General features: G+C 72.1%; 19 protein-coding genes and 1 pseudogene. 9 read left to right on the forward strand and 11 right to left on the reverse strand.

Annotated elements, in window-relative coordinates; all coding sequences use genetic code 11:
• Window positions 1-97: 97 nt before the first annotated feature.
• Together NUT86_RS25020 and NUT86_RS25025 are read right to left on the reverse strand one after the other, a co-directional pair.
• A pseudogene (locus NUT86_RS25020) lies at window positions 98-1,402 on the reverse strand (zf-HC2 domain-containing protein); the annotation flags it as partial.
• Window positions 1,399-2,103, reverse strand: a complete 705-nt coding sequence (locus tag NUT86_RS25025; protein WP_190076357.1) for an RNA polymerase sigma factor — start codon at window positions 2,101-2,103, stop codon at window positions 1,399-1,401. The gene NUT86_RS25025 and the pseudogene NUT86_RS25020, both read right to left, overlap by 4 nt.
• A 468-nt stretch (window positions 2,104-2,571) precedes the next feature.
• On the opposite strand from NUT86_RS25025, the gene NUT86_RS25030 reads away from it, so the two are divergent.
• Window positions 2,572-2,946 carry an STAS domain-containing protein gene (locus NUT86_RS25030; protein WP_026169623.1) on the forward strand — a complete coding sequence of 125 codons (375 nt, stop codon included), beginning with the start codon at window positions 2,572-2,574 and terminating at the stop codon, window positions 2,944-2,946.
• Window positions 2,947-2,997: 51 nt separating this feature from the next.
• Here the strand turns inward: NUT86_RS25030 and NUT86_RS25035 are convergent, their stop codons facing one another.
• From NUT86_RS25035 to NUT86_RS25050, 4 genes are all read right to left on the reverse strand, one after another.
• Window positions 2,998-4,278 carry a sensor histidine kinase gene (locus NUT86_RS25035; RefSeq protein ID WP_274737659.1) on the reverse strand — a complete coding sequence of 427 codons (1,281 nt, stop codon included), beginning with the start codon at window positions 4,276-4,278 and terminating at the stop codon, window positions 2,998-3,000.
• A 44-nt stretch (window positions 4,279-4,322) separates the two neighbouring features.
• The gene (locus NUT86_RS25040) at window positions 4,323-4,985 is read right to left on the reverse strand and encodes a response regulator (protein WP_018089616.1); all 663 of its coding nucleotides are present in this window, start codon (window positions 4,983-4,985) and stop codon (window positions 4,323-4,325) included.
• 334 nt (window positions 4,986-5,319) lie between these two features.
• Window positions 5,320-5,640 carry a hypothetical protein gene (locus tag NUT86_RS25045; protein WP_274737662.1) on the reverse strand — a complete coding sequence of 107 codons (321 nt, stop codon included), beginning with the start codon at window positions 5,638-5,640 and terminating at the stop codon, window positions 5,320-5,322.
• A gap of 216 nt (window positions 5,641-5,856) precedes the next feature.
• Window positions 5,857-7,074 carry a helix-turn-helix domain-containing protein gene (locus tag NUT86_RS25050; RefSeq protein WP_274737664.1) on the reverse strand — a complete coding sequence of 406 codons (1,218 nt, stop codon included), beginning with the start codon at window positions 7,072-7,074 and terminating at the stop codon, window positions 5,857-5,859.
• A gap of 143 nt (window positions 7,075-7,217) precedes the next feature.
• Between NUT86_RS25050 and NUT86_RS25055 the strand changes: the two genes are divergently transcribed.
• Window positions 7,218-7,775, forward strand: a complete 558-nt coding sequence (locus NUT86_RS25055; protein ID WP_266445702.1) for a GNAT family N-acetyltransferase — start codon at window positions 7,218-7,220, stop codon at window positions 7,773-7,775.
• A gap of 42 nt (window positions 7,776-7,817) precedes the next feature.
• Here NUT86_RS25055 and NUT86_RS25060 read toward each other — a convergent pair whose 3' ends face one another.
• Together NUT86_RS25060 and NUT86_RS25065 are read right to left on the reverse strand one after the other, a co-directional pair.
• Complete coding sequence (locus NUT86_RS25060) at window positions 7,818-8,864, reverse strand: hypothetical protein (protein WP_159486682.1); 1,047 nt, start codon at window positions 8,862-8,864, stop codon at window positions 7,818-7,820.
• A gap of 129 nt (window positions 8,865-8,993) precedes the next feature.
• Window positions 8,994-9,452 (reverse strand): hypothetical protein, encoded by a 459-nt coding sequence (locus NUT86_RS25065; RefSeq protein WP_018089611.1) that lies wholly within the window; start codon window positions 9,450-9,452, stop codon window positions 8,994-8,996.
• Window positions 9,453-9,573: 121 nt separating this feature from the next.
• Between NUT86_RS25065 and NUT86_RS25070 the strand changes: the two genes are divergently transcribed.
• The 3 genes from NUT86_RS25070 to NUT86_RS25080 all read left to right on the forward strand — a co-directional run bounded on the left by NUT86_RS25070 (window position 9,574) and on the right by NUT86_RS25080 (window position 15,441).
• On the forward strand, window positions 9,574-11,601 hold the full coding sequence (locus NUT86_RS25070) for a serine/threonine-protein kinase (protein ID WP_274737666.1): 2,028 nt from the start codon (window positions 9,574-9,576) through the stop codon (window positions 11,599-11,601).
• 140 nt (window positions 11,602-11,741) lie between these two features.
• On the forward strand, window positions 11,742-13,517 hold the full coding sequence (locus NUT86_RS25075; protein ID WP_274737668.1) for a succinic semialdehyde dehydrogenase: 1,776 nt from the start codon (window positions 11,742-11,744) through the stop codon (window positions 13,515-13,517).
• Window positions 13,518-13,578: 61 nt separating this feature from the next.
• Window positions 13,579-15,441 carry a GMC family oxidoreductase N-terminal domain-containing protein gene (locus tag NUT86_RS25080; protein WP_274737670.1) on the forward strand — a complete coding sequence of 621 codons (1,863 nt, stop codon included), beginning with the start codon at window positions 13,579-13,581 and terminating at the stop codon, window positions 15,439-15,441.
• 88 nt (window positions 15,442-15,529) lie between these two features.
• Here the strand turns inward: NUT86_RS25080 and NUT86_RS25085 are convergent, their stop codons facing one another.
• Both NUT86_RS25085 and NUT86_RS25090 read right to left on the reverse strand, forming a co-directional pair.
• Window positions 15,530-16,633 (reverse strand): cell wall protein, encoded by a 1,104-nt coding sequence (locus NUT86_RS25085; protein WP_274737672.1) that lies wholly within the window; start codon window positions 16,631-16,633, stop codon window positions 15,530-15,532.
• Window positions 16,634-17,524: 891 nt separating this feature from the next.
• Window positions 17,525-17,818 carry a chorismate mutase gene (locus NUT86_RS25090; protein ID WP_018089606.1) on the reverse strand — a complete coding sequence of 98 codons (294 nt, stop codon included), beginning with the start codon at window positions 17,816-17,818 and terminating at the stop codon, window positions 17,525-17,527.
• Between the two features lie 250 nt (window positions 17,819-18,068).
• Here NUT86_RS25090 and guaA point away from each other — a divergent pair, with 250 nt between their 5' ends.
• The 4 genes from guaA to NUT86_RS25110 all read left to right on the forward strand — a co-directional run bounded on the left by guaA (window position 18,069) and on the right by NUT86_RS25110 (window position 22,512).
• On the forward strand, window positions 18,069-19,655 hold the full coding sequence (guaA, locus tag NUT86_RS25095; RefSeq protein ID WP_018089605.1) for a glutamine-hydrolyzing GMP synthase: 1,587 nt from the start codon (window positions 18,069-18,071) through the stop codon (window positions 19,653-19,655).
• Window positions 19,656-19,790: 135 nt separating this feature from the next.
• A complete protein-coding gene (locus NUT86_RS25100; RefSeq protein ID WP_148589973.1) occupies window positions 19,791-20,435 on the forward strand; it encodes a helix-turn-helix transcriptional regulator in 645 nt (214 codons plus the stop codon).
• A 5-nt stretch (window positions 20,436-20,440) separates the two neighbouring features.
• Window positions 20,441-21,574 carry a pyridoxal phosphate-dependent aminotransferase gene (locus NUT86_RS25105; protein WP_274737676.1) on the forward strand — a complete coding sequence of 378 codons (1,134 nt, stop codon included), beginning with the start codon at window positions 20,441-20,443 and terminating at the stop codon, window positions 21,572-21,574.
• A complete protein-coding gene (locus NUT86_RS25110) occupies window positions 21,571-22,512 on the forward strand; it encodes an ornithine cyclodeaminase family protein (protein ID WP_274737678.1) in 942 nt (313 codons plus the stop codon). The genes NUT86_RS25105 and NUT86_RS25110 overlap by 4 nt, the downstream gene beginning before the upstream one ends.
• Window positions 22,513-22,628: 116 nt before the next feature.
• Here NUT86_RS25110 and NUT86_RS25115 read toward each other — a convergent pair whose 3' ends face one another.
• Entirely contained in the window at window positions 22,629-23,147 is a 519-nt protein-coding gene (locus NUT86_RS25115) for an SRPBCC family protein (RefSeq protein ID WP_274737680.1), read from the reverse strand.
• Window positions 23,148-23,196: the final 49 nt, after the last annotated feature.

The following is a 23,196-nucleotide window of genomic DNA, read 5'->3' on the forward strand; positions in this document are numbered from 1 at the left end:
CCCCTACGGGACATGTTCGACCGCCCCCTACTGGCAAGCCGCCCCTGCCGGTGAGCCCTACGGCCAGCCCTACGGCGAGCGCTAGAGGCGGGACAGCGAGCACATCGCGGATCGCGTCGCGTTCGCCGTTCTGGCCGGCGGCGGCCTCCTCGGGGGAGATGTGGCCGGCGGCAAGTTGGCAGAACTCGGCGCTGTCCAGGGCGATATGCGCGACGGTGCGGTCCGGGGTGCCCAGGGCGGCCGGTGAGTCCAGCGCTATGTACCAATGGCCACCGCCGTTGCCCTCGACCTCCAGATGGAGCGTACGGCCCGGGGCGCCCGCCTCGACCAGCCGCTGCGGCGGCGCGGCGAGCCCGGCCCGGCGGCGGTCGGCCAGCGCACTGGGCAGCAGCCGGGCGGCGAGGTCGACCATCTGGTGGAGATGCCCGGCGGCCGGGGGAACGTACGGATAGTCCACCGCCTCGGCGATATCGCCGGCATGCACCCAGCACTCGAAGGCGCGGTCCAGGAACGAGTCGCGCAGCGCGAGCCGGAAGTCGCCGTACGGAACGGCGAGTTCGGCGACCTTGCTGCCGGCGAACGACACCTGTCTCATCAGCGCGTAGCTCTGGTCGCGCCACGGGGCGTGGATGGCGAGCGGATTCTGCTTCTCGTCCGCCGCGCGCCAGAACGTTTCCGTACGGATGAGGGGGTCCGGGGTGCCGGGCGGGGCGGCGGTGCCGAGCGGGTCGGTCAGCCCGAGCGCCGTCGCGACCAGGCCGTCCACCGCCATCAGATGCCCCATGACACCGGCGACGGTGGTCTCCCGCTCGACCGGGCGCTCGCCCTCGAACCAGCGCAGCCGCACCGGGGCGCGCCACTCCGCCTCGCCCATGTCACGCAGCAGCGCATCGAGTTTGGCGGTCTCCGCGTCGTACGGCGACGCCCAGTCGGGCACCGGGATACGGGCCGGCCGCCGGCCCAGACAGCCCTCCAGGACGCGGGAGCGCAGCAGCGGATCGAGGTCGAGGCTGTCGGCGGGATGCAGCAGCCCGACGGCATCGCGCAGCCGCAGCGCCTCGTCCGCACAGGAGGCGCAGTCGGTCAGATGCGCCTCGACGGCGGCCGTCTCCTCGGCGGAGCAGGCCGACAGCGCCCAGGCACCGAGCAGCGACTTGAGGATCCGGTGCGGCGGGGCCGGATCCGGGTCGGGGACGGGCAGGGGCGCGGCGGGCGGCTCGGACCCGGGCCCGGCGTCCGGAAGGGTGCCGAAGGGGTCGGTCACCGGGTCGGCGACGGGCACCGGCGGGGTGTCCGGAAGGGGGCCGTGGTCCTCGGCCGCGGAGCGCGGGGAGGGTATCCGCGGCCGCTCACCGGGGCTGCCGGGCAGCTCGCGGCCGTCCCATTCGTCCGGGCCCTTCACCGCGACCGTCCATGGCCCGGACCGGGCGGTGCGGAGGTTCCCGGGCCGGTGTGCTGGGTGTGCGGCGGGAGCGGGCCGCGGGGAGCGTGCGGCGCGGCGGGGGAGGAGCGCGGGGCGCGTGCGGAGTACGAGGCGCGGTGGCCGGGTGGCAGGGCCTGGTGGTGATGGGCGGTGGAGAGCAGCTGGAGGCCCAGGCGGAGCCGGCGCCGGGCCTCGTCCTCCGTGACGCCGAGGTCGGCGGCGGTCTGGCGGTAGTCCCGGCGCTGGAAGTACGCCAGCTCCAGTGCGGCCCGCAGGGGCGCGGGCATGGACGTGACGATGTAGTCGGCGCGGGCGGCGGTGGAGGCCTCGCGGATCTTCTGCTCTATCTCGGCGGGCGCCGGGGCACCGTCTCCGCAGTCGCGCGCCGAGGCCGCCTCGGTCTGGCGCAGCCGCTGGACGGCCTGGTGGCGGGTGACACCGGCGATCCAGGAGCGCAGCGGGCCCTGCTTGGGGTCGTAGGAATCCGGGTGTTCCCAGATGTAGGTGAACACCTCGCGGGTGAGGCGGTCGGCGGCGTCCTCGTCGTCCAGGACACGGTGGGCGAGGCTGTGCACGAGCGAGGCGAAGCGGTCGTAGAGCTCGCCCAGCGCAGCGGCCTCGCCGTGGGCGAGCCGCTGTTGCATCCGCCTGTCCCAGCGCGGTGGCGCGTCGTGTCCCATCGGAACCCCATCCCTGCCCGTCGCCTCCGGGCTCACTCCTCAGCCGTCACTCCTGCACACGCGCTCACGCCCGGAGCTGTGCGCACGATCACAGAAACCACCGTGCCATCGAATGTAGTGCGCGGGTCTGACAACGCACGCTCCTTTGCGGCAAACCGAGCCCCGAGGGGGACGGGGATGGTAAAGACCTCGCGAGGAAAACGGTCTCGCTTTGTGGCGATACTGCCCGATCGAAGCGGATCGATGCCGATCGTTCGTGTCCACATACGGTGATGTGTTATCCGTGTGTGACCGGATGTCGGCGAAAAGGTGCGGCCGCTGGGGCATAGCCTTAGGCGGACTGCCTGTTGCGCCAAGGATTCGGAAGAGTTTCAGGGGAGAGAGGCCGGGCAGTCGAGGCGGGGAAGGATGAGTTCCGGATGCAACCGGGCCCATCCGGTCCGAAAGCGAGCGAAAGGCTTCGAGCGCGTGTCGTTGAAGGTGGCAGAGGACGAACAGGGCCCATGGGCCGTACTCCAGGTGTCCGGGGAGATGGACCTGGTCACGTCGCCTGCGGTGCGTCAGCATGTGCACGACGCGGTGGCGGACGGCCGGAGATCGCTCGTACTCGACCTCTCCGAGGTGCGGTTCTGCGATTCCAGCGGTGTCGGTGTGCTGATCGCCGCCCGCCGTCTGATGCGCTCCTGTCAGGGGCGGCTGCGGCTGATCCTCCCCGCGCAGGGTGCCGTGGACGGCTCGCACGTCAACCGTGTGCTCGCCGCGCTGGGTGTCCGCCGGCTCTTCGAGGTCTACCCGGACCTGCACACCGCCGTCGACGAGGCCGCCGCACCGCTCTCCGCCTGAACGCGCCCGGGGTGCGGTCTTTCTGCCCCCGTATGCCCGTCTCTGCCTGATTCACCCCGCTCCGTACGGAAACTCCGCCCGTACGACGAAGCCGCCGTCGGAGGTGTGACGCGCCTCCAGCGTCCCGCCGAGGCTCTGGGCGCGCTCGCGCAGCCCCACCAGCCCGTGGCCGCCCCCGGGAAGCGCGGGGACCGTCGCCGTCGCGTCCGGCGGCCCGTTGCGTATCTCCACCCGCAGCCCGTGCGCCGCACGGCACCCCTCGGCCCGTCCGGCCCCTCCGGCACCCTCGCCCCGTGCGGAACTCCCCGCCCGTCCGGAACCCCTGCCCCGCACCGCGTCCACCGCGTCCCCCGGATCCACCGGATCCACCCGCACCCGGACCCGTGCCCCCGGCGCGTGCTTACGGATGTTGGTGAGCGCCTCCTGGACCGTACGGAAGGCCGCCCGCTCCACCGTCTTCGTGCCGCTCGCGCCGGCCACCACACCGCCCTCGTACGTCACATCCAGCGCGCTCATCTCGATCAGCCGCGGCAACTCCTCCAAGTCGGGCTGCGGAGCCAGGCCGTCCGCCTCCGCCGCCTCGCCGCCGTCCGCCCGTAGTACGCCCACCATGTGGCGCAGCTCCTCCAGGGTCCGCACGGACAGCTCCCGGATCGATGTGGCACCCGCGCGCGCCGCCGCGTCCTCCGTGCTGACCTGCACCGCGCCCGCCTGCAGGCTGATCAGGCTGACCTGATGGGCCACCACGTCATGCATCTCACGGGCCAGCCGGGCGCGTTCGGTGGTTTTGACCCGGTCCGCGAGCAGCCGGTGCTCACGGCGCCGGCTACGGGTCAGATCCTCGATGCGGGAGGCGAGTTCCTGGCGGGTGCGCACCAGCAGGCCCAGGGCGATCGGCGCGGCCGAGGTGACGCTGGCGTCTATCAGCACCTGGGTGTTCTCGCGGTAGTCGGTGAGCACGAAGTCGGAGAGCGGGTACGGGAAGAAGTGCGCGGTGATCAGCAGCACCGCACACAGGCCGAGCCGTGCCCGGCCGGGCCGGCGGACGGCCAGGGTGTAGAGCCCGATCATCGGCGCGAACCAGATGTAGCCGATGTAGAGCCCGGGGAGCGTGAAGAGGAAGACCAGCAGCGGGAAGCGCCGGCGCAGCATCAGGGCCGCCGCGGCCAGCATCGAGACGCCGACCTCCAGGTCGAGTTCGAGGCCGTTGACCAGCATCGCGTCGGCGATCGCCAGCAGCACCGGGATCACGACCGGGGCGAGGGCGCGCAGCCGCCGCCCCAGCACCCCGCGCGCCAGCGCCCGCCCCTTCGCCTCCCCGCGATCCACCACCGCCCCCGCGAGCACCCGCAGACGGCTCCGCCCGCCCCGGGCCCTCACCACGCCCCCCGGGGGGTGCCCGCGACCAGGCCGGCACGGTCGGCGACGATGGCCGCCTGGATGCGGTTGATCCCGCCCAATTTGCCCAGCAGGGCGCGTACATGGTCCTTGACCGTACTGGGGGCGAGCCCCATCCGGTCGGCTATCTGGGCGTTGCCCAGGCCCTCGCCGAGCAGGGCGAGCACCTCCGACTCCCGCGGGGTCAGCCCGCTCACCGCGCGCGCCGCCGACGCCTGGTCCTCGGCGGTCAGATAGCCCCCGATCACCGCACGTGTGACGCCCGGGTCGAGCACGCTGCCGCCCTCCGCCAGCGTCCGTACGGCCCGTACGAGTTGCTCCGGATCGGAGTCCTTGAGCAGGAACCCGGCCGCGCCCTCGCGCAGCGCCGCCGTCAGGTACTCCTGGGCGTCGAAGGTGGTCAGCATCGCCACCGCGGGCGGCTCCGGAGCGGCGCGCAGCCGGCGCAGTACGGTCAGCCCGTCCACGTCCGGCATGCGGATGTCCAGCAGTACGACGTCGGCCGCACAGCTCAGCACGGTGTCCACGGCCTCGGCGCCACTGCAGTCCGCGACCATCTCGATGTCCGGGGCGGTCCCCAGAATCATCCGCAGTCCCGACCTGACCAGCCGTTCGTCGTCCACCACAGCGACACGGATCACCGGCCGCCCCTTTCCTTCGCACCCATCCGAGCCCGCGGAACCGCCCGGCGCTGCGCGATTCCGTTCCTCTGTCACCGGGGACCGCCTTACGACGGACCCCCACCCCCGCCGAGCGGCGGGGGTGAGCCCGCGACCTCTGGAGGATGCCGAGGGGAGGCCCCCGCGGGCAGAGTGGTTCTCATGCTGCACCACTGAAGAGGCCACAAGCCCAGGACGCGTTGCAGTTCACATCGGCGGCCGCCGCGACCCCCACACGCGACGGCCGCCTTTGGCGTGCGGGGGCGGTTCGGAGGGGGATCTCCCCCGCATCGCCAAGGGACGACCTGTCGTCCCCTCAAAGTCGCTGGTCAGGCGGGGTTTCGCCACCCCTCAGCCGCTCCCCCCGGCTCTCCGCGACCCGTACCGCATCCCGTAACGCGGCACTGAGCTGAGCCGACAAATACCGCAACTGCCGCGCATCGGCCGCCGGATCACCGATCAGATCCCCGGCATGCTCCAGCAGCCCGATCCCCATCCCGAGTTGCAGCGCCTCGACGTCGTCGGCGTACCGGGCGACGTAGCCGCCCTCCCGGTCCGTGAAGAGATAGCAGGGTTTGTCGTCGGGGGAGGTCCAGGGGAGCAGGCGGGGGGTGTGGGGCGTGTGGGGGGTGTTCATCGGGCGGCCTCCGGGGCGTACGGGCGGAGACCGGAGCGGACGAGGAGCGCGTGCGTCACATCGACCTGCTTTCGTCGGGTGGGCGAGGCCCCTGGGGCGCCGGAGCGGTCGCCCAGGGGGCCGTCGTGTGTGACGGCGCGTCCACGCTAGGCAGCAGGCCGCGGCCCGGACAGTGACGTGCTGTGCCACTTTCCGCGGGTGGTGGGACGCCCTGTCCTACCCGTCGAGGCCGAGGCGGCTGGCCAGTTCCGTGAGCGGTGAGGTGCGCCGCCGCTCGCGGTGGCGGAGGTCGGCCACGAGGCGACGGCTCGTCGAGTGGTAGCGCATCCATTCGGGCGCGGTGCGCTCGGCGGTGAGCAGCGCCTGTAGTGCGCCGTCGTCCTTGTGCAGGTCGGCGAAGGCCAGGGCGCGGTCCACGTGGAACCGCGCACGCCAGGTCGGCGGGAGCGCCTGCAGTTCGGGCACGGTGCGTGAGGCACGCAGGGCCTCGGTGCTCTGCTCCATCTCCACCAGGAAGTTCACCTTGGCCACGCCTACGTTGGTCGGGCCGAACGGAGTCGCGTAATCGAGGCGGTCTGTGCCGATCCTCGCCGCTGCCGCGCTCGCCAGGTTGAGCAAGTCCCGTACCGTGTCGTGCCGCTCCAGGCGGACCGCGGCCGTTGCCGCGCGAAGCAGCAGGATTCCCCACAGCGCCAGTTCGGCCGGCGGGGAGCGGAACCCCGGCTCGATGCGTTCGGCGGCGTTCAGCGCGACGCGTTCGGCGTCGGCCAGCCGCCCCTGCTTGGTGAGGATCCAGGCGAGGCTGGAGAAGCCGACGGTCTGGAGGTGGGGATCGTCTCCCTTGGCCGCCGCGGCCATCGACCGTTCGAGGGCGGTGAACGCGGCGTCCTCCTTGCCCAGCGCCGTCAGCGTTGTCGCGGCGACCTGGTAGGCCTCGGCCAGGACCGAGTGCGCCGCGGCGGCCTCGGCCCCGCTGCCGGCGCGGGCGGCCGCCTTGGCGTCCCTGATCAACTGCGGCAGCAGCACACCGATTTCCCCCATCCGCCCGTCACGGCGGATGCGCTCCGTCGAACGCAGCGAGGCCTGCAGTGCCGCGATGCCGGGCGGATCCTCGGGGTCCGGATCACCACCCAACAGGTCGGACACCGGCGAGATGGCCTGGCGCAGCGCCAGGACGGAGGGCTGATCACCCTCACTGCGCACCTCGAAGGTGGCGGGTTGCCCGACGAGCGCGGACGGCTCCACGTCCAGGGCTCTGGCCAGCGCATTGAGCGTTGTCAGCCGCGCCGTCCGGCGAACGCCCTGCTCCAGCTTGCGGACGATGTCGACGCACAGGCCCGCCCGTTCGGCGAGCCCCTCCTGCGTCAGTTTCCGCCGTGCGCGCAGCCGGGCAATACGCTCACCGATACCGGGTTCCTCGTGGAACAACTCCATGGCCACCCCCGCAAGAAGGACGTACCACCCACGCTACGCCCGTGCGCGGAGGGTCAGCTCCTACAGCCTCGGTCGCGGCGGAACGCAAGACATGGACCGTTCGTCTGCTGGATAACCGAGTTGCCCAAGGACACGGAGTACAGGTGACCCCCGAACGACCCATCGTGTACCGAGAAGCACAGCCCGCGGACAAGGAGCAGATCGACGCGATCGACGACTCGTTCACCACGGACACCGTCTACGAGGTCGTCGTGGGGGACGAGGGGTTCGCGCTGCGGTCGGCCTTCGTCGATCCGCCGCTGGTCAAGACCTTCCCCGACGATGAGGACGGCGAGGACGACGGGGTGGCTGATGGCGTGCACGTGGAAGTCGCCGTCGACGACGGGACGGTGTGCGGTTTTGTTGCCGTCGGGGTCGAGGAGTGGCATCGCCGCCTGGTCGTCCAGCAGATCGCGGTGGCGTCCACGCACCGTGGGCTCGGGGTCGGCGCGGCGCTGATGCAGCGGGCCTGCGCGTACGGGAGCCGCCTCGGAGCGCGAACGGCCTGGCTGGAGACGACGAATGTGAACGTTCCCGCCATCCGCGCTTACCGGCGGATGGGGTTCAGCTTCTGTGGCCTCGACACCACCCTCTATCGGGGTACGTCGAGCGAGGGCGAGACCGCGCTGTTCATGAGCAAGGAACTCGGGGCGGGCGGCTGAACCTCCCGGCCCCTCCCCGTCCGTGCGCGGCGGGGCAGGACCCTACAGCCACCCCTCCCGCCCCACCGCCGCCGCCCGGACGCCCTCCGTGCGGGGCTCGCCGTAGGGGCCGGAGCCGTGGCCGGTGGCCAGGACGACGACCGAGGTCATGGCGGCCAGGCCGTAGGCGGTGGTGGCCATGGACAGGGCGCCCTCGGTGGTTTCGAAGGAGCGGTTGAAGAAGTCGGAGACGGTCAGCCACACCACCGTCCGTACGGTCATGTAGAGCTCCAGTGCGGCGAACACCAGGAGGGCGCCCCGGACTTCGCGGCGTCCTCGGAGGGCCAGCACGCCGAGGATCAGCAGGACGAGGACCGAGCCGACGGTGGTGAACTCGGCGGAGGCCGCGAGATCGAGGGCGCCGAGCACCGAACCGTCGACCACCCCGCGCAGATAGCGGCCCGCGTCCATGCCGGTGGCCGTGAGATCGCGGAGGGCCCAGCCGAGTTCCGCCAGCGCCATGACCAGGAACAGCACTCCGCAGATGCGGGACATGCGGCGCCACCGGTCGTCCGGGCCGGCCGCGCCGGCGGCGGGCGGGCGGTTGTCGTGCGCGCGCTCGGTGGCCGGGAACATCGAGAACAGCACGACCAGTGCCACCACCACCCCCAGTCCACGGGTGGCGAGCGCCCAGCTGCCCAGCGGGTCGTTGGTGTACTGGTGGCGGTAGGCGGCGTGGAGCAGGCCCACGCCCTCCCGCAGGGAGAGGGCGAGCAGTACGAAACCGGACAGCAGCGCCGCGGAGCGCGCCACCCGCCGCTGGGCCAGGGTCATCCCGGCGATCACCAGGAACGCGATGGTGAAGGCCCATTCGTACGGGCCGAGGATCTGCGTCGTGGGGGAGGCGCCCGGGTTGAACAGGCCCTCGACGAAGTCCCAGGTACTGCCGTCCCCTTGGGTGATGCCGAAGACCGTCCAGGCGCCCAGCACACCGGCGTACAGCGTCAGGCACAGGCCGGTCGCGAGATAGGCGCCGCTGTGCTCCGGAGCGGCCCGGCCCGGATCGGGACCCGGACGGACATCCACCGTTCCACCGTCCTGCATCACCATGACCGACCCCCGATCCGCCTCTCGTGGCCGCCGTACCGGCAGTTCCCGTACAACAGCCTCACTGTGTCAAGGACGGTGGGAGAGCCGGTGGAGGTTCCACCCCGTGTCGTCCGGCTGCCGTCCGTTTGATCAGCGCACATGCCGGGACGTGGCCGCGATGAAATCCCGGATGCCCTGGCGGGTGGTGGCCCGCAGTTCGGTGAGGGCCTCCCGGTCGGGGGCCCAGTGCAACTCCGTCGTCGCCGCCATCACCTGCTCGCTGCGGTCGAGTATCTCCGGGTCGTCGGACACCATCTGGGCCCGGAACATGGCCTCTTGGGCGCTGTAGCGGGTCTTGTACACCTCCTCGCGCAGCTCCGGGGTGTCCTCACCGCAGCGGTCGTCCTCGTGCAGGACGAACCAGCGGTGGACCAGGACCCGCCGGTACTCCAGCAGCGCCCCCGCGTAGGCGCAGTACGCGTCGATCCGCTCCTGCCGCAGCCGCTCCGCGCGGGCGAACCGCTCGCTGCGGTCGGCCGAACGGCTCTGGAAGACGTGGGTGATTCCGGAACCCAACAGGGTGCCCACGACGGCCACGACGCTTGCCACAACTGCCTCCATGAGGGCAGTGCATCACAGCGGACCAGGTCAGCGGCAGGGTACGCATGACCATGGCCGGTCCATGGGTGCCGCCCCTGCCGGAAGGGCGGCGGTGCGGCAAGATGGGGCCATGGGGATCTTCGGGGGCGAGGGCCGACTGATCGGTGGCCGGTACCGCCTGGGAATACGGCTGGGCCGCGGCGGAATGGGAACGGTCTGGCGGGCCACCGATGAAGTGCTGGGTCGTCAAGTCGCGGTGAAAGAGCTGCACTTGGACGAGGGAACGGCCGAGCCCGAGGCGCGGGTGCAGCGGGAGCGGGCGATGCGGGAGGCGCGGACCGTCGCGCAGATCAAGCATCCCAATGTGATCGTCGTGCATGACGTCGTCGAACAGGACGGCCGGCCGTGGATCGTGATGGAGCTGGTGGAGGGCCCGTCGCTGGCCGACCGGCTGCAGAGCGGCGGACCGGTGGCCCCGCGCGAGGCGGCCCGGATCGGCATCGCGCTGCTGGGCGCGCTGCGGGCCGCGCATACCCGCGGGGTGCTGCACCGCGACATCAAGCCCGCCAACGTCCTGATGGAGTCGGGCAGCGGCCGGGTCGTGCTCACCGACTTCGGTATCGCCCAGGTGCCCGGCGTCACGACGCTGACCGACGCCGGCGGCTTCGTGGGCTCGCCCGAATACACCGCGCCGGAGCGGATGGCCGGGCGCGGCACCGGCCCCGAGGCCGACCTCTGGTCGCTCGGGGTGCTGCTGTGCGCCGCGCTGAGCGGTGCCTCGCCGTTCCACCGCGACTCGCTGGGCGGGGTGCTGCACGCGGTGGTGTACGACGAGATCGAACTCCCGGAATCCGCCCGCCCGTTGCACGCCGTCGTCCACGGCCTGCTGGAGCGTGAGCCGGAGCGGCGGCTGGGCGTCGCCGAGACGGAGCGGCTGCTGCGCGGCTATCTGCAGTCGGGCCGCGCCCCGGAGCGCGGGCCGGGCGGGCACCTGGGGCAGGGGGCTGGTCGCGGTCATGGCGCCCATGGCGCCCATGGCGGTCACGGCGGCCATGGCGGTCACGGCGCCGCAGACGGTGGGGTCGGAGACGGCGGGGCCGCGGGCCTCGCGGCCGAGGCCGTGGCGGGCGCGGGCGGACCGGGCGGACTGGGTGGACCGGGCGGACCAGGCGGACCGGGCGGGCCGTTCCTCGGAGGGCCGGACGTCCCGCGGTATCCCGGGCCGGACGTCCACGCCCCCTTGTACGACGTCCCCGACGGCGGTCTGCCGGGGGAGCACCCGCCCAGTGGGCACCCGCCCAGTGAGGGTGCTCCGGTCGCGGGTACGCCGCCTCCGGGCCCGGCCACTCCCGCCCGTACACCCGCCGGAGGCGGCGCCGGCAGACCCGGCGGACGGACGGGCGGCCGCACGCCGGGTATGCCGATCCGGGACGCGCTCGACGACCGGGCACTGGCGGCGGCCGCCCGCCCGCACACCGGCCGGGCCCGCACCGCCTTGCTGGTCGCGCTCGCGGCGGTGGTGATCGGCGGTGTGGGCGCGGGCATCGCGGTACTGCTGATGAACCAGGGCGGAACCGACGGCGGCACCGGCACGGGCGGCCGGCCCAGCCGGTCCCAGCAGGCCTCGGACACCGGGTCACCGCAGAGCGGCGGCTCAGGCTCGGCGGAACCCACCGTCACCGCGCCGCCGGCCTCCGGGGGCACCGGCAAGATCCCGGCCGGATACCGCCTGGTCCGCGACCCGGAGGGCTTCGCGCTCGCCGTACCCGAGGGCTTCACCCGCTCCTACGAGAACGACCGCGTCTACTACTACTCCCAGGGCAAGCGGTTCCGGATCGGCATCCAGCTGCAGCAGCAGGTGCCGGAGGGGCCGCTGGGCGCGATGCGCACGGCGCACGCCAAGGGCCCCGCCGATTACCGCGGTTACCGTCAGGGACAGGTCACCGAGACCACCCACAACGGGCTCCAGGCCGGACTCTGGGAGTTCGTCTGGGACGGCAGCGCCCAGGACGGCGGCTCGCGGTACACCTACGACCTCAGCTGGGACGAGGGCGGCCGGATGATCGATGTGTGGATCTCCTCCCCGGTCGCCTCGCGCACCGAGGCCAAGCGGCACTTCGACACCGCGCTCGACGCGTTCCGGCTGTCCGGGGCGTGATCGCGGGTCTCTGTCCTGGGCGCTGCCGTCCCAGACCAGCGCCCTTGCGGCCAGTGGACACTGGCACGATTGTGGGTGCCGCGTGAAAACTCATTACTGCCGGGTACACAAAGCGCCGGGGGAGGAATACGCTCGCCCGCATGACGGACTCGCAGGACACCGGAACCGCCTCCTCCGCCGCCGAGGCCCCCACGGAAGCCCCCGCCGAAGCTCGCGCGGAGGCACCCGCGCAGACTTCCCCCGTAGCCGCCGAGGTCCCCGTAGCCGCCGAGGCCCCCGCGGCCACCGCGCCCGACGCGGCCCCGGCCGGGGGAGCGGCCGAGAGTGGGGGAGGCAACCCGGTCGCCCCCGCCCCCGCGGGAGCCCGTACCGCGGCGGACGTGGTCACCCCCGAGGTCGCCGCCCGGCTCACCCGCGGTGTGGTGAGCGGAGGAGGACGCACCGCCAACCACACCCCGTTCACCGGGGAGAAGCTGGCCGACCTGCCGGAGTCCACCCCCGAGGACGTCGCCACCGCCTTCGAGCGCGCCCGCGCCGCCCAGGAGCGCTGGGCGAAGGTCCCGGTCAAGCAGCGTGCCGCGGTCCTGCTCCGCTTCCACGACCTGGTGCTGCGCCGCCAGGCCGAGGTGCTCGACCTGATCCAGCTGGAGACCGGCAAGGCGCGGCTGCACGCCCACGAGGAGGTGCAGGCGGTCGCCGTCACCGCCCGCCACTACGGCCGCAAGGCCCACGCCTACCTCAAGCCCAAGGCCCGCACCGGCGTCGTACCGACTCTCACCAAGGTCACCGAACTCCGCCAGCCCCGTGGCGTCGTCGGGCAGATAGCCCCCTGGAACTACCCCTTCGAGCTGTCCGTCGGCGACGCCCTGCCGGCCTTCGTCGCGGGCAACGCCGTCGTGATGAAGCCCGACACGGAGACCGCGCTGACCGCGCTGTGGGCCCGTGAGCAGCTCATCGAGGCCGGGCTGCCGGAGGACGTCTGGCAGGTCGTGCTCGGTGAGGGCCCGGTCGTCGGCCCGGCCGTCGTCGCGCATGCCGACTACGTCTCCTTCACCGGCTCGACCCGTACGGGCCGTGAGGTGGCCCAGGGCGCCGCCGCACGGCTGGTCGGCGTCTCCCTCGAACTCGGCGGCAAGAACGCCATGTTGGTGCTCCGGGACGCCGATGTGGAGAAGGCCGCCGCCGGCGCCGTCCGCGGCTGCTTCTCCTCCGCCGGCCAGCTGTGCATCTCCATCGAGCGGCTCTACGTCCATGAGTCCATCGCCGACGACTTCCTCCAGCGCTTCGCCGCCCGGACGAAGGCGATGAGGCTGGGCAACGCCCTGGCATACGGCGCCGACATGGGCTCACTGGTCGGCGAGCGCCAGCTGGAGACCGTCACCCGCCATGTCGAGGAGGCCGTCGCCAAGGGCGCCACACTGGTCGCCGGCGGACGGGCCCGCCCCGACATCGGCCCGCTGTTCTACGAGCCGACCATCCTCGACGGTGTCGAGGCCCCGATGGCGGTCTGCGGCGAGGAGACCTTCGGCCCGGTCGTCTCGATCTACCGCTTCCGCGACGAGGACGAGGCGGTGGCGCTCGCCAACGCCACCCCGTACGGCCTGAATTCCAGCGTATGGACCAAGGACGGCCGCCGCGGCCGCGCGGTCGCCGCCCGGATGCGGACCGGCACCGTCAACGTCAATGAGTCCTACGCGGCCGGCTACGGCAGTGTGCAGGCCCCGATGGGCGGTATGGGCGACTCGGGCCTGGGCCGCCGGCACGGTTCCGAGGGCATCCTCAAGTACACCGAGGCCCAGACCGTCGCCCAGCAGCGGCTGATGCCGCTCGCCCCGTCCTTCGGCATGACCGACGAGAAGTACGCGCAGCTCATGAGCCGCAGCCTGCGCGCGATGAAGGCGTTCCGACTCCGCTAGGGGGCATCTCCCCGGGCCTGTCCGGCGGATCATGCCCCAACCAATCCAGCAGGGAGAGCCAGTGCCCCAGGAGAACTCTGCCCGGAATCAGGACGGCGACGGCGACCGGGAGGTCCCCGACGCCCCCGACGCCACCGGTGTCCCCGACGACGGCTACGACTACGACGTGCTCGTCGTCGGCTCCGGCTTCGGCGGCGCGGTCTCCGCCCTGCGGCTGACCGAGAAGGGCTATCGCGTCGGCGTCCTCGAAGCCGGCCGCCGCTTCACCCGGCAGACCCTGCCGAAGAACTCCTGGGACATCCGCAATTACCTGTGGGCCCCGGCGCTCGGCTGCTACGGCATCCAGCGGGTGCATCTGCTCGGCAATGTCATGGTGCTGGCCGGTGCGGGCGTCGGCGGCGGCTCGCTCAACTACGCCAACACCCTCTACGTCCCCCCGAAGCAGTTCTTCGAGGACCGGCAGTGGGGCCACATCACCGACTGGCAGGAGGAGTTGGCCCCGTACTACGACCAGGCCAAGCGGATGCTGGGGGTACGCCTCAACCCGACGATGACGCCCTCCGACGTCCACCTCAAGGAGGCCGCGGAGAAGATGGGCGTCGGCGACTCCTTCCACCTCGCGCCGGTGGGGGTCTTCTTCGGGGACGGGGAGGACGCGGACGGGACGTCGAAGGCGGCTGCGGGCACGGAGGTCCCCGACCCCTACTTCGGCGGCCAGGGCCCGGCCCGTAAGGCGTGTACGGAGTGCGGCGAGTGCATGACCGGATGCCGGCACGGCGCCAAGAACACCCTCAACGAGAACTACCTCCACCTCGCCGAGCGGGCCGGCGCCGTCATCCACCCGATGACCTCGGTCGTCACCGTCACCGAGGACTCGCGCGGCGGTTTCGCCGTCGGCACCCTCCCCACCGACAACAAGCGCAAGGGCCGGGGCCGCACCTTCACCGCCCGCCGGGTCGTCCTCGCCGCCGGCACGTACGGCACCCAGACCCTGCTGCACAAGATGAAGGACAGCGGACTGCTGCCCGGCCTCTCCGGCAGGCTGGGCGAGCTGACCCGGACGAACTCCGAGGCGCTCGTGGGCGCGCAGACCGACAACCGCCGCTACCGCAAGCGGCACGGCACCAAGGCCGACTTCACCCGCGGGGTCGCGATCACCTCGTCCATCCACCCCGACAGCAACACCCATATCGAACCGGTCCGTTACGGCAAGGGCTCGAACGCGATGGGCGCGATGTCCATCCTCCAGGTGCCCGTCGACGGCCGCGGCTCGCGCGCCACCCGCTGGGCCGCGAACTGTCTGCGCCATCCGCTGCTGCTGCTCCGGTCGCTCTCCAACCGCCGCTGGTCGGAGCGCACCATCATCGGCCTGGTGATGCAGTCGCTGGACAACTCCCTGACGACCTACCGCAAGCCGGACGGCCTCGGGAAGGGCCTGCTCACCGCCCGCCAGGGCCATGGCGCGCCGAACCCCGAGCAGATCCCCGAGGCCACCGAGGCGGCCACCCTGCTCGCCCAGGAGATCAACGGCTTCGCGGGCAGCAATGTCGGCGAGCTGATGGGGACGCCGCTGACCGCGCACTTCCTGGGCGGCTGTCCGATCGGCGCGGACGCCGACCACGGCGTCATCGACCCGTACCACCGCCTCTACGGCCACCCGGGCATCTCGGTCGTCGACGGCGCCGCGGTCTCCGCCAACCTGGGCGTCAACCCGTCCCTGACCATCACCGCGCAGGCCGAGCGCGCGATGTCGCTGTGGCCCAACAAGGGCGAGGCGGACCCGCGCCCCGCGCCGGGCGGGGCCTACCGGCGGCTGGCGCCGGTCGAACCGGTCCGCCCGGCGGTCCCCAAGAAGGCGTTCGGCGCACTGAACCTGCCGTTCCTCGCCGTCCCGCCGGTCCCGTCGAAGAAGTCGCTCACCTAGGTCTCGTTCTGCCGGGTCCCGTCCTGCGCGAGCACGGCGGAGGGCCGCACCCGGAACCGGGTGCGGCCCTCCCCTTCTGCGCCTGCCGTTACGCGGCGGCGGCGCCGTCCGTCTTACGGCGGCGGACGACGAAGATCGCGCCCGCGCCCACGACCATGGCGACCCCGCCCACGATGCCGACGGTCGGCAGCGCGGAGGAGGCACCGGTCTCGGCCAGGTTGCCGGTCACCGGCAGCTTGTCCATGCCGTCCTTCGGCTTGCCGTTGTTGACCGGCTTTCCGCCGCCCTGCGTACCGGGCTTGTTGCCGGGCTTACCGGGCTTGGCCGGCGGGATCTCGCCCGTGTCGCTGCCGGCGGGCAGGATCGTGAAGTCGTACCACTGCTCCTCGGACCAGCCGCAGGAGCCGTCCTTGTTCTGGTAGTCGCCCGCCACCAGCGCGAAGCCGTCACCGGGCGTGGCGCCCTTGTCGGCGCGGATCCGCAGCTTCAGCTCGGCGGTCTGGTGCGCGTCGAGCTGGAACCAGCCGAAGTACTCCCCGTCGGTCCACTCGTCGAACGAGGTCCACTTGCCGGTGTCCGGGTTCTGGTACTCCAGGTCGAGCTGCGACTTGGGGTGGTCCATGTCGCCGGTCGGCACCGCGTAGATGACCGGGTAGACCTCGTCCAGCGTCTGGTCCGTGGTGTTGGCCAGCTGCACGCTGAAGCCCTTCCAGCCGCCGCCCGCGACGAGCTTGGAGGGCAGGTTGGCGACGGTTACCTTGATGGCGGCGTCGTCGACCGTGCACTCGTCCTCGTCACCGGGCTCGCCCGGCTCGGTGGGCTCGGCCGAGGTGGAGGGCTTGGGAGTGCCGCTCGGCTTGGTCTCGCCGCCCGGGGTGCCCGGGGTGCCCGGGGTGGACGGCTCGGCGCCGTCACCGGTCCCGGTCTCCTCACCGGACTCGGTGTCGTCACCCGGCGTGGTGTCGCCCGGGGTGGTGTCGTCCGTCGTGTTCTCGTCACCGGCGTCCGGGGTCTCCGGCTGGGCGGTGGGCTCGTCGGACTGCTCCGGGCCAGGGGTGCCCGGTGTGGGCTCGGCGCTCGCGCCGGCCTCGGTCTCGGGACCGGTCGCGTACGCGGCGGGGGCCGCCAGCAGAGCGGCGGGGGCTATGACGGCCGTCACGGCGGCAGCCGTCAGGGCACGGCGAAGCTTCATCGAGAAGACCTCTCGGGGTCCAAAGTGCCGGTGTCCGGCACAAGTGGGTTGCGGGCCGTCGCGGTGGGGCGCGGGATGGCCGTGCGATTGCAGGTACATGACCGGCCATGGCCGAAAAAGGTTGTTCACTCAACCAGAAATGCCGCCGTGATGCCGATCACACCCGTCACAGCAGCCTCACAGGATTCACAAAGGCAGTGCACAGCACTGGCTGGAGGGTGGGTGTGCGCCGGGCGCACACCCGGCACAGCGAAGGGCCCCGGACACCGTCCGCGAGGGGGGTTGCGGACGGTCACGGGGCCCTTGGCTTTCGGTGCCGGCGTCAGGGCAGCGCCGGCACCGAGGGGCGGCGCTGGGGGGGGTAGCGCCGCTGGCTTTCGGGGGGTGGTGCGCGATGGTGCGGAGTCCGCGATGGTCGGACCAATGGCAGTGCAAGGTCCCCACCGGACGCGGTGCGTCGTACGTCAAGCATCGTCCTGGATACGCCTCACCTGGCGCAACCGTTTCGACCGGATGCGGTCGGTCCCGGGCGTCCCCAGGACCGACCACCCCATCGGATGTGACCGGGCTGCTGTCCCCTGCTGACCGGCCACGGCACCGGAGCGAGGTCCCACGACGCGGGCCGCGGCTGGCGGCCGGCGTCTCATCGCTCCGGGTTTCCGCCCGTGAGGCGGCGTCTACGCGTAGTCCTGCAGGCCGCACCTGGCTGGCGTGGCACCGGGAACAACGAAGCCTCGCAGCGGCCGGTCACGCGCCGTACGGGTGAGTCGGCAACCGAACGCAGATCCGGCAGCTGCGCCGGGGCGCGAGCGTCCTTCCACGCGCCCCACCGGTCCGCAAAACCGACCGAACACCAGTCAGAACCGGCCACGCTGCTGACCCGTGCCTGCCTCAGATCTGGCCCCGGGACAGCTCCAGCAGTGTCTTCGCCAGCGCGGTGCCCGGCTTGCCGAGCTGGTCGCGGTAGTGGGCGAGGATCTCCATCTCGCGGGCGAGGTTCACCCGCCGGCCGCCGGAGGTGATGCGCTCGCGCTGGATGACGGCCGAGACGGCCATCCGTTCCTGGACGAGGCCGATGATGTGGCCGTCGAGATCGTCGATCCGCTGCCGTGCGTCGGTGATGATCCCGGCGGCCTCGGGGGAGTGGGCGCCGGTGTCAGGGGCGGTGCGGGTCCGGGTGCTCATGGCGTATCTCCTGGGGTGGGTGGCCCCGGAGCCGACGATCGGTCCTGACAGACGCAGACGCCCCGGACCTTGTCGGCCCGGGGCGCCTGGGAAGTTGCTCGTCAGTGGATCAAGCAGCACGACCATGGCAGCCGGTTGGGCCGGTGCCATAGGTAAAGACGAAGGTCAGCTGCTTGTTCATGGGGCTCAGTATGAGCCCGTTAGAATCGAAAGTCCAACCCCTGCTCCACACCGCCGGAAGGCCGCCGAAGTGCCATCAGCGCCCCCTGCCGCTGCCCCGGACGTCGTCCTCGTAGTCGACTTCGGCGCACAGTACGCCCAGCTCATCGCCCGACGGGTCCGTGAGGCCCGGGTCTACAGCGAGATCGTGCCGTCCACCATGCCGGTGGCGGAGATGCTCGCCAAGAACCCGAAGGCGATCATTCTCTCCGGCGGTCCCTCGTCGGTCTACGCCGAGGACGCCCCCAGCCTCGACCGCTCCCTGTTCGAGGCCGGTGTCCCCGTCTTCGGCATGTGCTACGGCTTCCAGCTCATGGCCACCACCCTCGGTGGCACCGTCGACAACACCGGCGCCCGTGAGTACGGCCGTACCCCGCTGACCGTCTCCCGCCCCGGCTCCACCCTCTTCGAGGGCACCCCCACCGAGCAGTCGGTGTGGATGTCGCACGGTGACGCCTGCTCCGCCGCCCCCGAGGGCTTCACGGTCACCGCGTCCACGGACGTGGTCCCGGTCGCCGCCTTCGAGAACGACGAGAAGAAGCTCTACGGCGTCCAGTACCACCCCGAGGTCATGCACTCCACGCACGGCCAGCAGGTGCTGGAGCACTTCCTCTACCGCGGTGCGGGCATCGAGCCCAGCTGGACCACCACCAGCGTGGTGGAGGAGCAGGTCGCCGCGATCCGCGCCCAGGTCGGCACCAAGCGCGCCATCTGCGCACTGTCCGGCGGCGTGGACTCCTCGGTGGCCGCTGCCATCGTGCAGAAGGCCATCGGCGACCAGCTGACCTGCGTCTATGTCGACCACGGTCTCCAGCGCAAGGGCGAGTCCGAGCAGGTCGAGAAGGACTTCGTGGCCGCCACCGGCGTCCAGCTGAAGGTCGTCGACGCCGAGGAGCGCTTCCTGACAGCACTGGCCGGGGTCAGCGACCCCGAGCAGAAGCGGAAGATCATCGGCCGGGAGTTCATCCGCGTCTTCGAGCAGGCCCAGGCCGAGCTCGTCGCCGAGGCCGGCGCCGAGGGCGAGGAAGTCGCGTTCCTGGTCCAGGGCACGCTCTACCCGGACATCGTCGAGTCCGGCGGCGGTACGGGCACCGCCAACATCAAGTCGCACCACAACGTGGGCGGGCTCCCCGACGACATCGAGTTCCAGCTCGTCGAGCCGCTGCGGCAGCTGTTCAAGGACGAGGTCCGGATGGTCGGCACCGAGCTCGGCCTGCCGGACGCGATCGTCCAGCGCCAGCCGTTCCCCGGCCCCGGCCTGGGCATCCGCATCGTCGGTGAGGTCACCAAGGAGCGCCTGGACCTGCTGCGCGAGGCCGACGCCATCGCCCGCGAGGAGCTGACCGCGGCCGGTCTGGACCGCGAGATCTGGCAGTGCCCCGTGGTGCTGCTCGCCGACGTCCGCTCGGTCGGCGTCCAGGGCGACGGCCGTACGTACGGCCACCCGATCGTGCTGCGCCCGGTCTCCTCCGAGGACGCGATGACCGCGGACTGGACGCGGATGCCGTACGACGTGCTGGCGCGGATCTCCACCCGCATCACCAACGAGGTCGCCGACGTCAACCGCGTCGTCCTCGATGTCACCAGCAAGCCCCCGGGCACCATCGAGTGGGAGTGACCCCACCCGTCGGGCCGGGGTGATCCCGCCGGTCGTCCGACAACGCCGCCGCTCAGCCTGCTGAGCGGCGGCGTTGTTGTTGGTGGGGAGCCTCACTCATGGACTTTCTGTCCAGTCTGGACGTACAGTCCAAGCATGGATGAAGCAGAAGAGGCGCCGGACCCCCGGGTGCGGATGTGGGCGCCGGTGTGCCAGGCCGTCGCGCGCCTGCTCGGTCCGTACGCCGAGGTGGTGCTGCACGATCCGGACACCGACCGGGTCCTGGACATCTGGAATCCGATGAGCTCCCGCGGCCCGGGAGACCCCTCGCTGCTCGGCGAACTGGACGAGCTCGACCCGTCGCCGCAGGGCGTGTACGGGCCGTACGAGAAGCTGCTCGCGGACGGCCGCCGGCTGTCGTCGGTGAGCGCGGTCCTGCGGGATGCGCACGACCGGCCGTCGGCCGTGCTGTGCATCAATCTCGACCGCACCCCGCTGGAACAGGCCGCGGCGGTGCTGTCCGCCTTCGGCGCCCCGACCGTGCAGCGTCCCGAGCCGCTGTTCGAGCAGGACTGGTCCGAGCGCATCCAGCACATCGTCGGCAGCCACGTCCGCGAAACGGGCCGTCCCGTCGAGCGCATGACCCGCCAGGACCGCCTGGCCGTCCTCGGCCGGCTGGACGAGGCGCGGGTGTTCGCCGTGCGCCGCGCCGCGCCGGTCGTCGCCGGGGCCCTGCGGGTGTCCCGGTCCACCGTCTACGGCCTGCTGGCCGAGCTCAGAGCATCCAGCGCAAAGGACTGACCGTCATGACCCGGCTGCCCGACTTCCGCCTCGAAACGTACTTCTCCCGCTGGGAGTTCACCGCCCGCCACCACCTGACCGCCTCCGACGTCCAGACCATGACGCTCAGCGAGCTGCTCGGGCTGGCCGACGACAAGGACCGGGACGCCTTCGAGAACCTGTCGCTGGGCTACACCGAGACCTTCGGCGACCCGGCCCTGCGCGAGGTGATCGCCCAGACGTACGAGCAGGCAGGGGCGGACGACGTCATCTGCTTCGCGGGTGCCGAGGAAGCCCTGTATCTGGCGATGAACGTGCTGCTCGGGGCCGGTGACCACGCGGTGGTGGTGACCCCGAACTACCAGGCCGCCGAGACCGTGCCGCTGGCGCTGTGCGAGGTCACCGGTGTGGCCCTCGACGCGGACCGGGACTGGGCCCTGGACCTCGGCGAGGTGGCGGCGGCGATCCGGCCGAACACCCGGGTCGTCTCGGTGAACTTCCCCAACAACCCGACCGGCAAGGTCATCGACGCCGCCGACTTCCTCGCCCTGGCCCGCCTGTGCGATGAGCGCGGCATCCACCTGTTCAGCGACGAGGTCTACCGCGGCCTGGAACGCGACCCGGCCCGCACCCTGCCGCAGGCCGCCGATGTGTCCGCGCGCGCACTGTCGTTGAACGTGACCTCGAAGTCCCTGGGGCTTCCCGGACTGCGCATCGGCTGGATCACCTGCCGCGACCGTGCGCTGCGCGCGCGTCTGGAGCGGGCCAAGCACTACACCACCATCTGCAACTCCGCGCCCAGCGAGGTCCTGGCCCGTATCGCGCTCAAGGCCCGCGAGACGATCCTGCACCGCAACCGGGCCCTGATCGCGGCCAATCTGCCCGCTTTCGAGGCCTTCTTCGCCGAGTTCGCGGACGACTTCGCCTGGCAGCCGCCGGACGGCGGATGCGTCGCCTACCCCCGCTACCTCGGCGCCGACGGAGTGGAGGAGTTCTGCACCCGCCTGGTGGAGGAGGCCGGAGTCCTGCTGCTGCCCGCGAGCATCTACCGCTCCGAACTCACCGCCACCCCCGCCGACCGCTTCCGCATCGGCATCGGCCGCCGCGACCCGGAAGAGGGCCTGGCGGCCTTCGCCGACTGGATGCGGGCGCGCCGATGACGCTCCCCGTCTTCGGCGCGGCCGCCATCGAGCGGGCCGCCGGGCCGCAGTTGGTCCTGGAGACCGTCCGCGACGCGCTGATCGCGCACGCGGAGGGCCGTACCCATGTGCCGCCGCCACTGCACCTGGACTTCCGCGAGGCCGACGGGGACTGTCATGTCAAAGCCGGCTGGATCAGCGGCGCCGCCGACTTCACCGTCAAGATCGCGACCGGCTTCTACGGCAATCCGGCGCTGGGCCTCCCCGCCAACCACGGTCTGGTCTGCGTCGTCAGCGCCCGCACCGGACAGCCGCGCGCGCTCCTCGACGACGGCGGTCTGCTGACCGCCTGGCGCACCGCCGCCGCGGGCGCGCTGCTGACCCATGCCATGGCCCGGCCCGCTGCCGGCACGCTGGCCGTCTTCGGCACCGGTGAACAGGCCCGCCTCCAGGCGCTCTGGCTGGCCGAACTCCGGCCGGTCGGCGCGGTGCTGGTCCATGGCCGCTCCCCGGACAGGGCCCGGGCCCTGTGCGACGTACTCGGTGCACACGGTCTGGCCGCCCGGCCCGCTGCCGCGGCGGAGGCGGCAGAGGCCGACATGATCATCACCGCGACACCGGCCAGGTCGCCCGTTCTGGACGCCGCCCGGGTGCGCGCGGGCGCCCATGTGACCGGCATCGGCACGGACATGCCGCACAAGAACGAGCTGCCGCCCGCGCTCTTCCACCGCGCACGGATCGTCGCCACCGATGACCACGACCAGTGCCTCGACCACGGAGACTTCGGCCATGCCGTCCGCGCCGGGGCCGCCGCCGAGGACGGCGACATCGCGGCCGGCCTGCTGCTCAAGGCGCCCGTCGACCGGCCGGACACCGCGATCACGGTCGCCGACCTCACCGGTGTCGGAGCGCTTGACGCGGCGCTCGCCTCGGCGGTCCTCGGCCGGCTCATGGGGTGAACGAGCAGGAGGCGGGGTCTTGGCGCGGCCCCGGCTCCGCGCGCTGCGCCGCGGCCTGAGGGACGGTGGCGCGGAGTGGCTGTGTCCTCGGTCCCGTACGGCCAGTGGCCGCGCCCTCAGTCCCGTACGGCCGAGGCCAGCCGCTCCAGCGTCGTAGTCATCGCCGGGCCCATCCGCCGTGGATAGCCGGGGAGTTCGACGATGAGACGGGGGAGCCGGGCGCGCGACCAGTCATAGGTGTGGGTGACCCGGGTGGTGCCCCCGCCCTCCGTGCCGTCCGTGCCGTCCGTGCCGTCCAAGCCGTCCGTGCCCTCCGTGCCGTTCACGGGGGTCAGCTCGTAGCGCCAGCGCTGCCCGCCGACCAGCCGCCGGCCGCGGAACTCGCCCCAGGTCTCCCAGGCGATCAGCCGGTCCTTCTCGTACTCCACCACGACATTCACCGACCGGTACGCGATGCGTCCCTGCGCCATCCCCATGCTGAACCGGTCGCCGGGGCCCAGCGGCGACGGCCCCTGCGGGCGGCCGCGCAGCATGCCCGAGCCGTCCAGCTCGGCATGCCGGGCCGGGTCCCGGAGGACGGCGAAGATCTGCCGTGGTGCGGCGACGATGTCCCTGCTGACCGATATGGCCCTCATGGTGTGTCCCCTCTGCTGCCGTTGCTGGTGCCCTCATCATGCAGGCAGC

Source organism: Streptomyces sp. G7(2002) (genome assembly GCF_028870195.1).
Classification (GTDB): Bacteria; Actinomycetota; Actinomycetes; order Streptomycetales; family Streptomycetaceae; genus Streptomyces; species Streptomyces nigrescens.

Excerpts from the sequence above, each read along its gene's own strand:
- NUT86_RS25025 (WP_190076357.1), bottom strand. The coding sequence starts at position 2,103 with ATGGGACACGACGCGCCACCGCGCTGGGACAGGCGGATGCAACAGCGG.
- NUT86_RS25045 (WP_274737662.1), bottom strand. The coding sequence starts at position 5,640 with ATGAACACCCCCCACACGCCCCACACCCCCCGCCTGCTCCCCTGGACC.
- NUT86_RS25050 (WP_274737664.1), bottom strand. The coding sequence starts at position 7,074 with ATGGAGTTGTTCCACGAGGAACCCGGTATCGGTGAGCGTATTGCCCGG.
- NUT86_RS25060 (WP_159486682.1), bottom strand. The coding sequence starts at position 8,864 with ATGGTGATGCAGGACGGTGGAACGGTGGATGTCCGTCCGGGTCCCGAT.
- NUT86_RS25070 (WP_274737666.1), top strand. The coding sequence starts at position 9,574 with ATGGGGATCTTCGGGGGCGAGGGCCGACTGATCGGTGGCCGGTACCGC.
- NUT86_RS25075 (WP_274737668.1), top strand. The coding sequence starts at position 11,742 with ATGACGGACTCGCAGGACACCGGAACCGCCTCCTCCGCCGCCGAGGCC.
- NUT86_RS25085 (WP_274737672.1), bottom strand. The coding sequence starts at position 16,633 with ATGAAGCTTCGCCGTGCCCTGACGGCTGCCGCCGTGACGGCCGTCATA.
- NUT86_RS25090 (WP_018089606.1), bottom strand. The coding sequence starts at position 17,818 with ATGAGCACCCGGACCCGCACCGCCCCTGACACCGGCGCCCACTCCCCC.
- NUT86_RS25100 (WP_148589973.1), top strand. The coding sequence starts at position 19,791 with ATGGATGAAGCAGAAGAGGCGCCGGACCCCCGGGTGCGGATGTGGGCG.
- NUT86_RS25105 (WP_274737676.1), top strand. The coding sequence starts at position 20,441 with ATGACCCGGCTGCCCGACTTCCGCCTCGAAACGTACTTCTCCCGCTGG.
- NUT86_RS25110 (WP_274737678.1), top strand. The coding sequence starts at position 21,571 with ATGACGCTCCCCGTCTTCGGCGCGGCCGCCATCGAGCGGGCCGCCGGG.
- NUT86_RS25115 (WP_274737680.1), bottom strand. The coding sequence starts at position 23,147 with ATGAGGGCCATATCGGTCAGCAGGGACATCGTCGCCGCACCACGGCAG.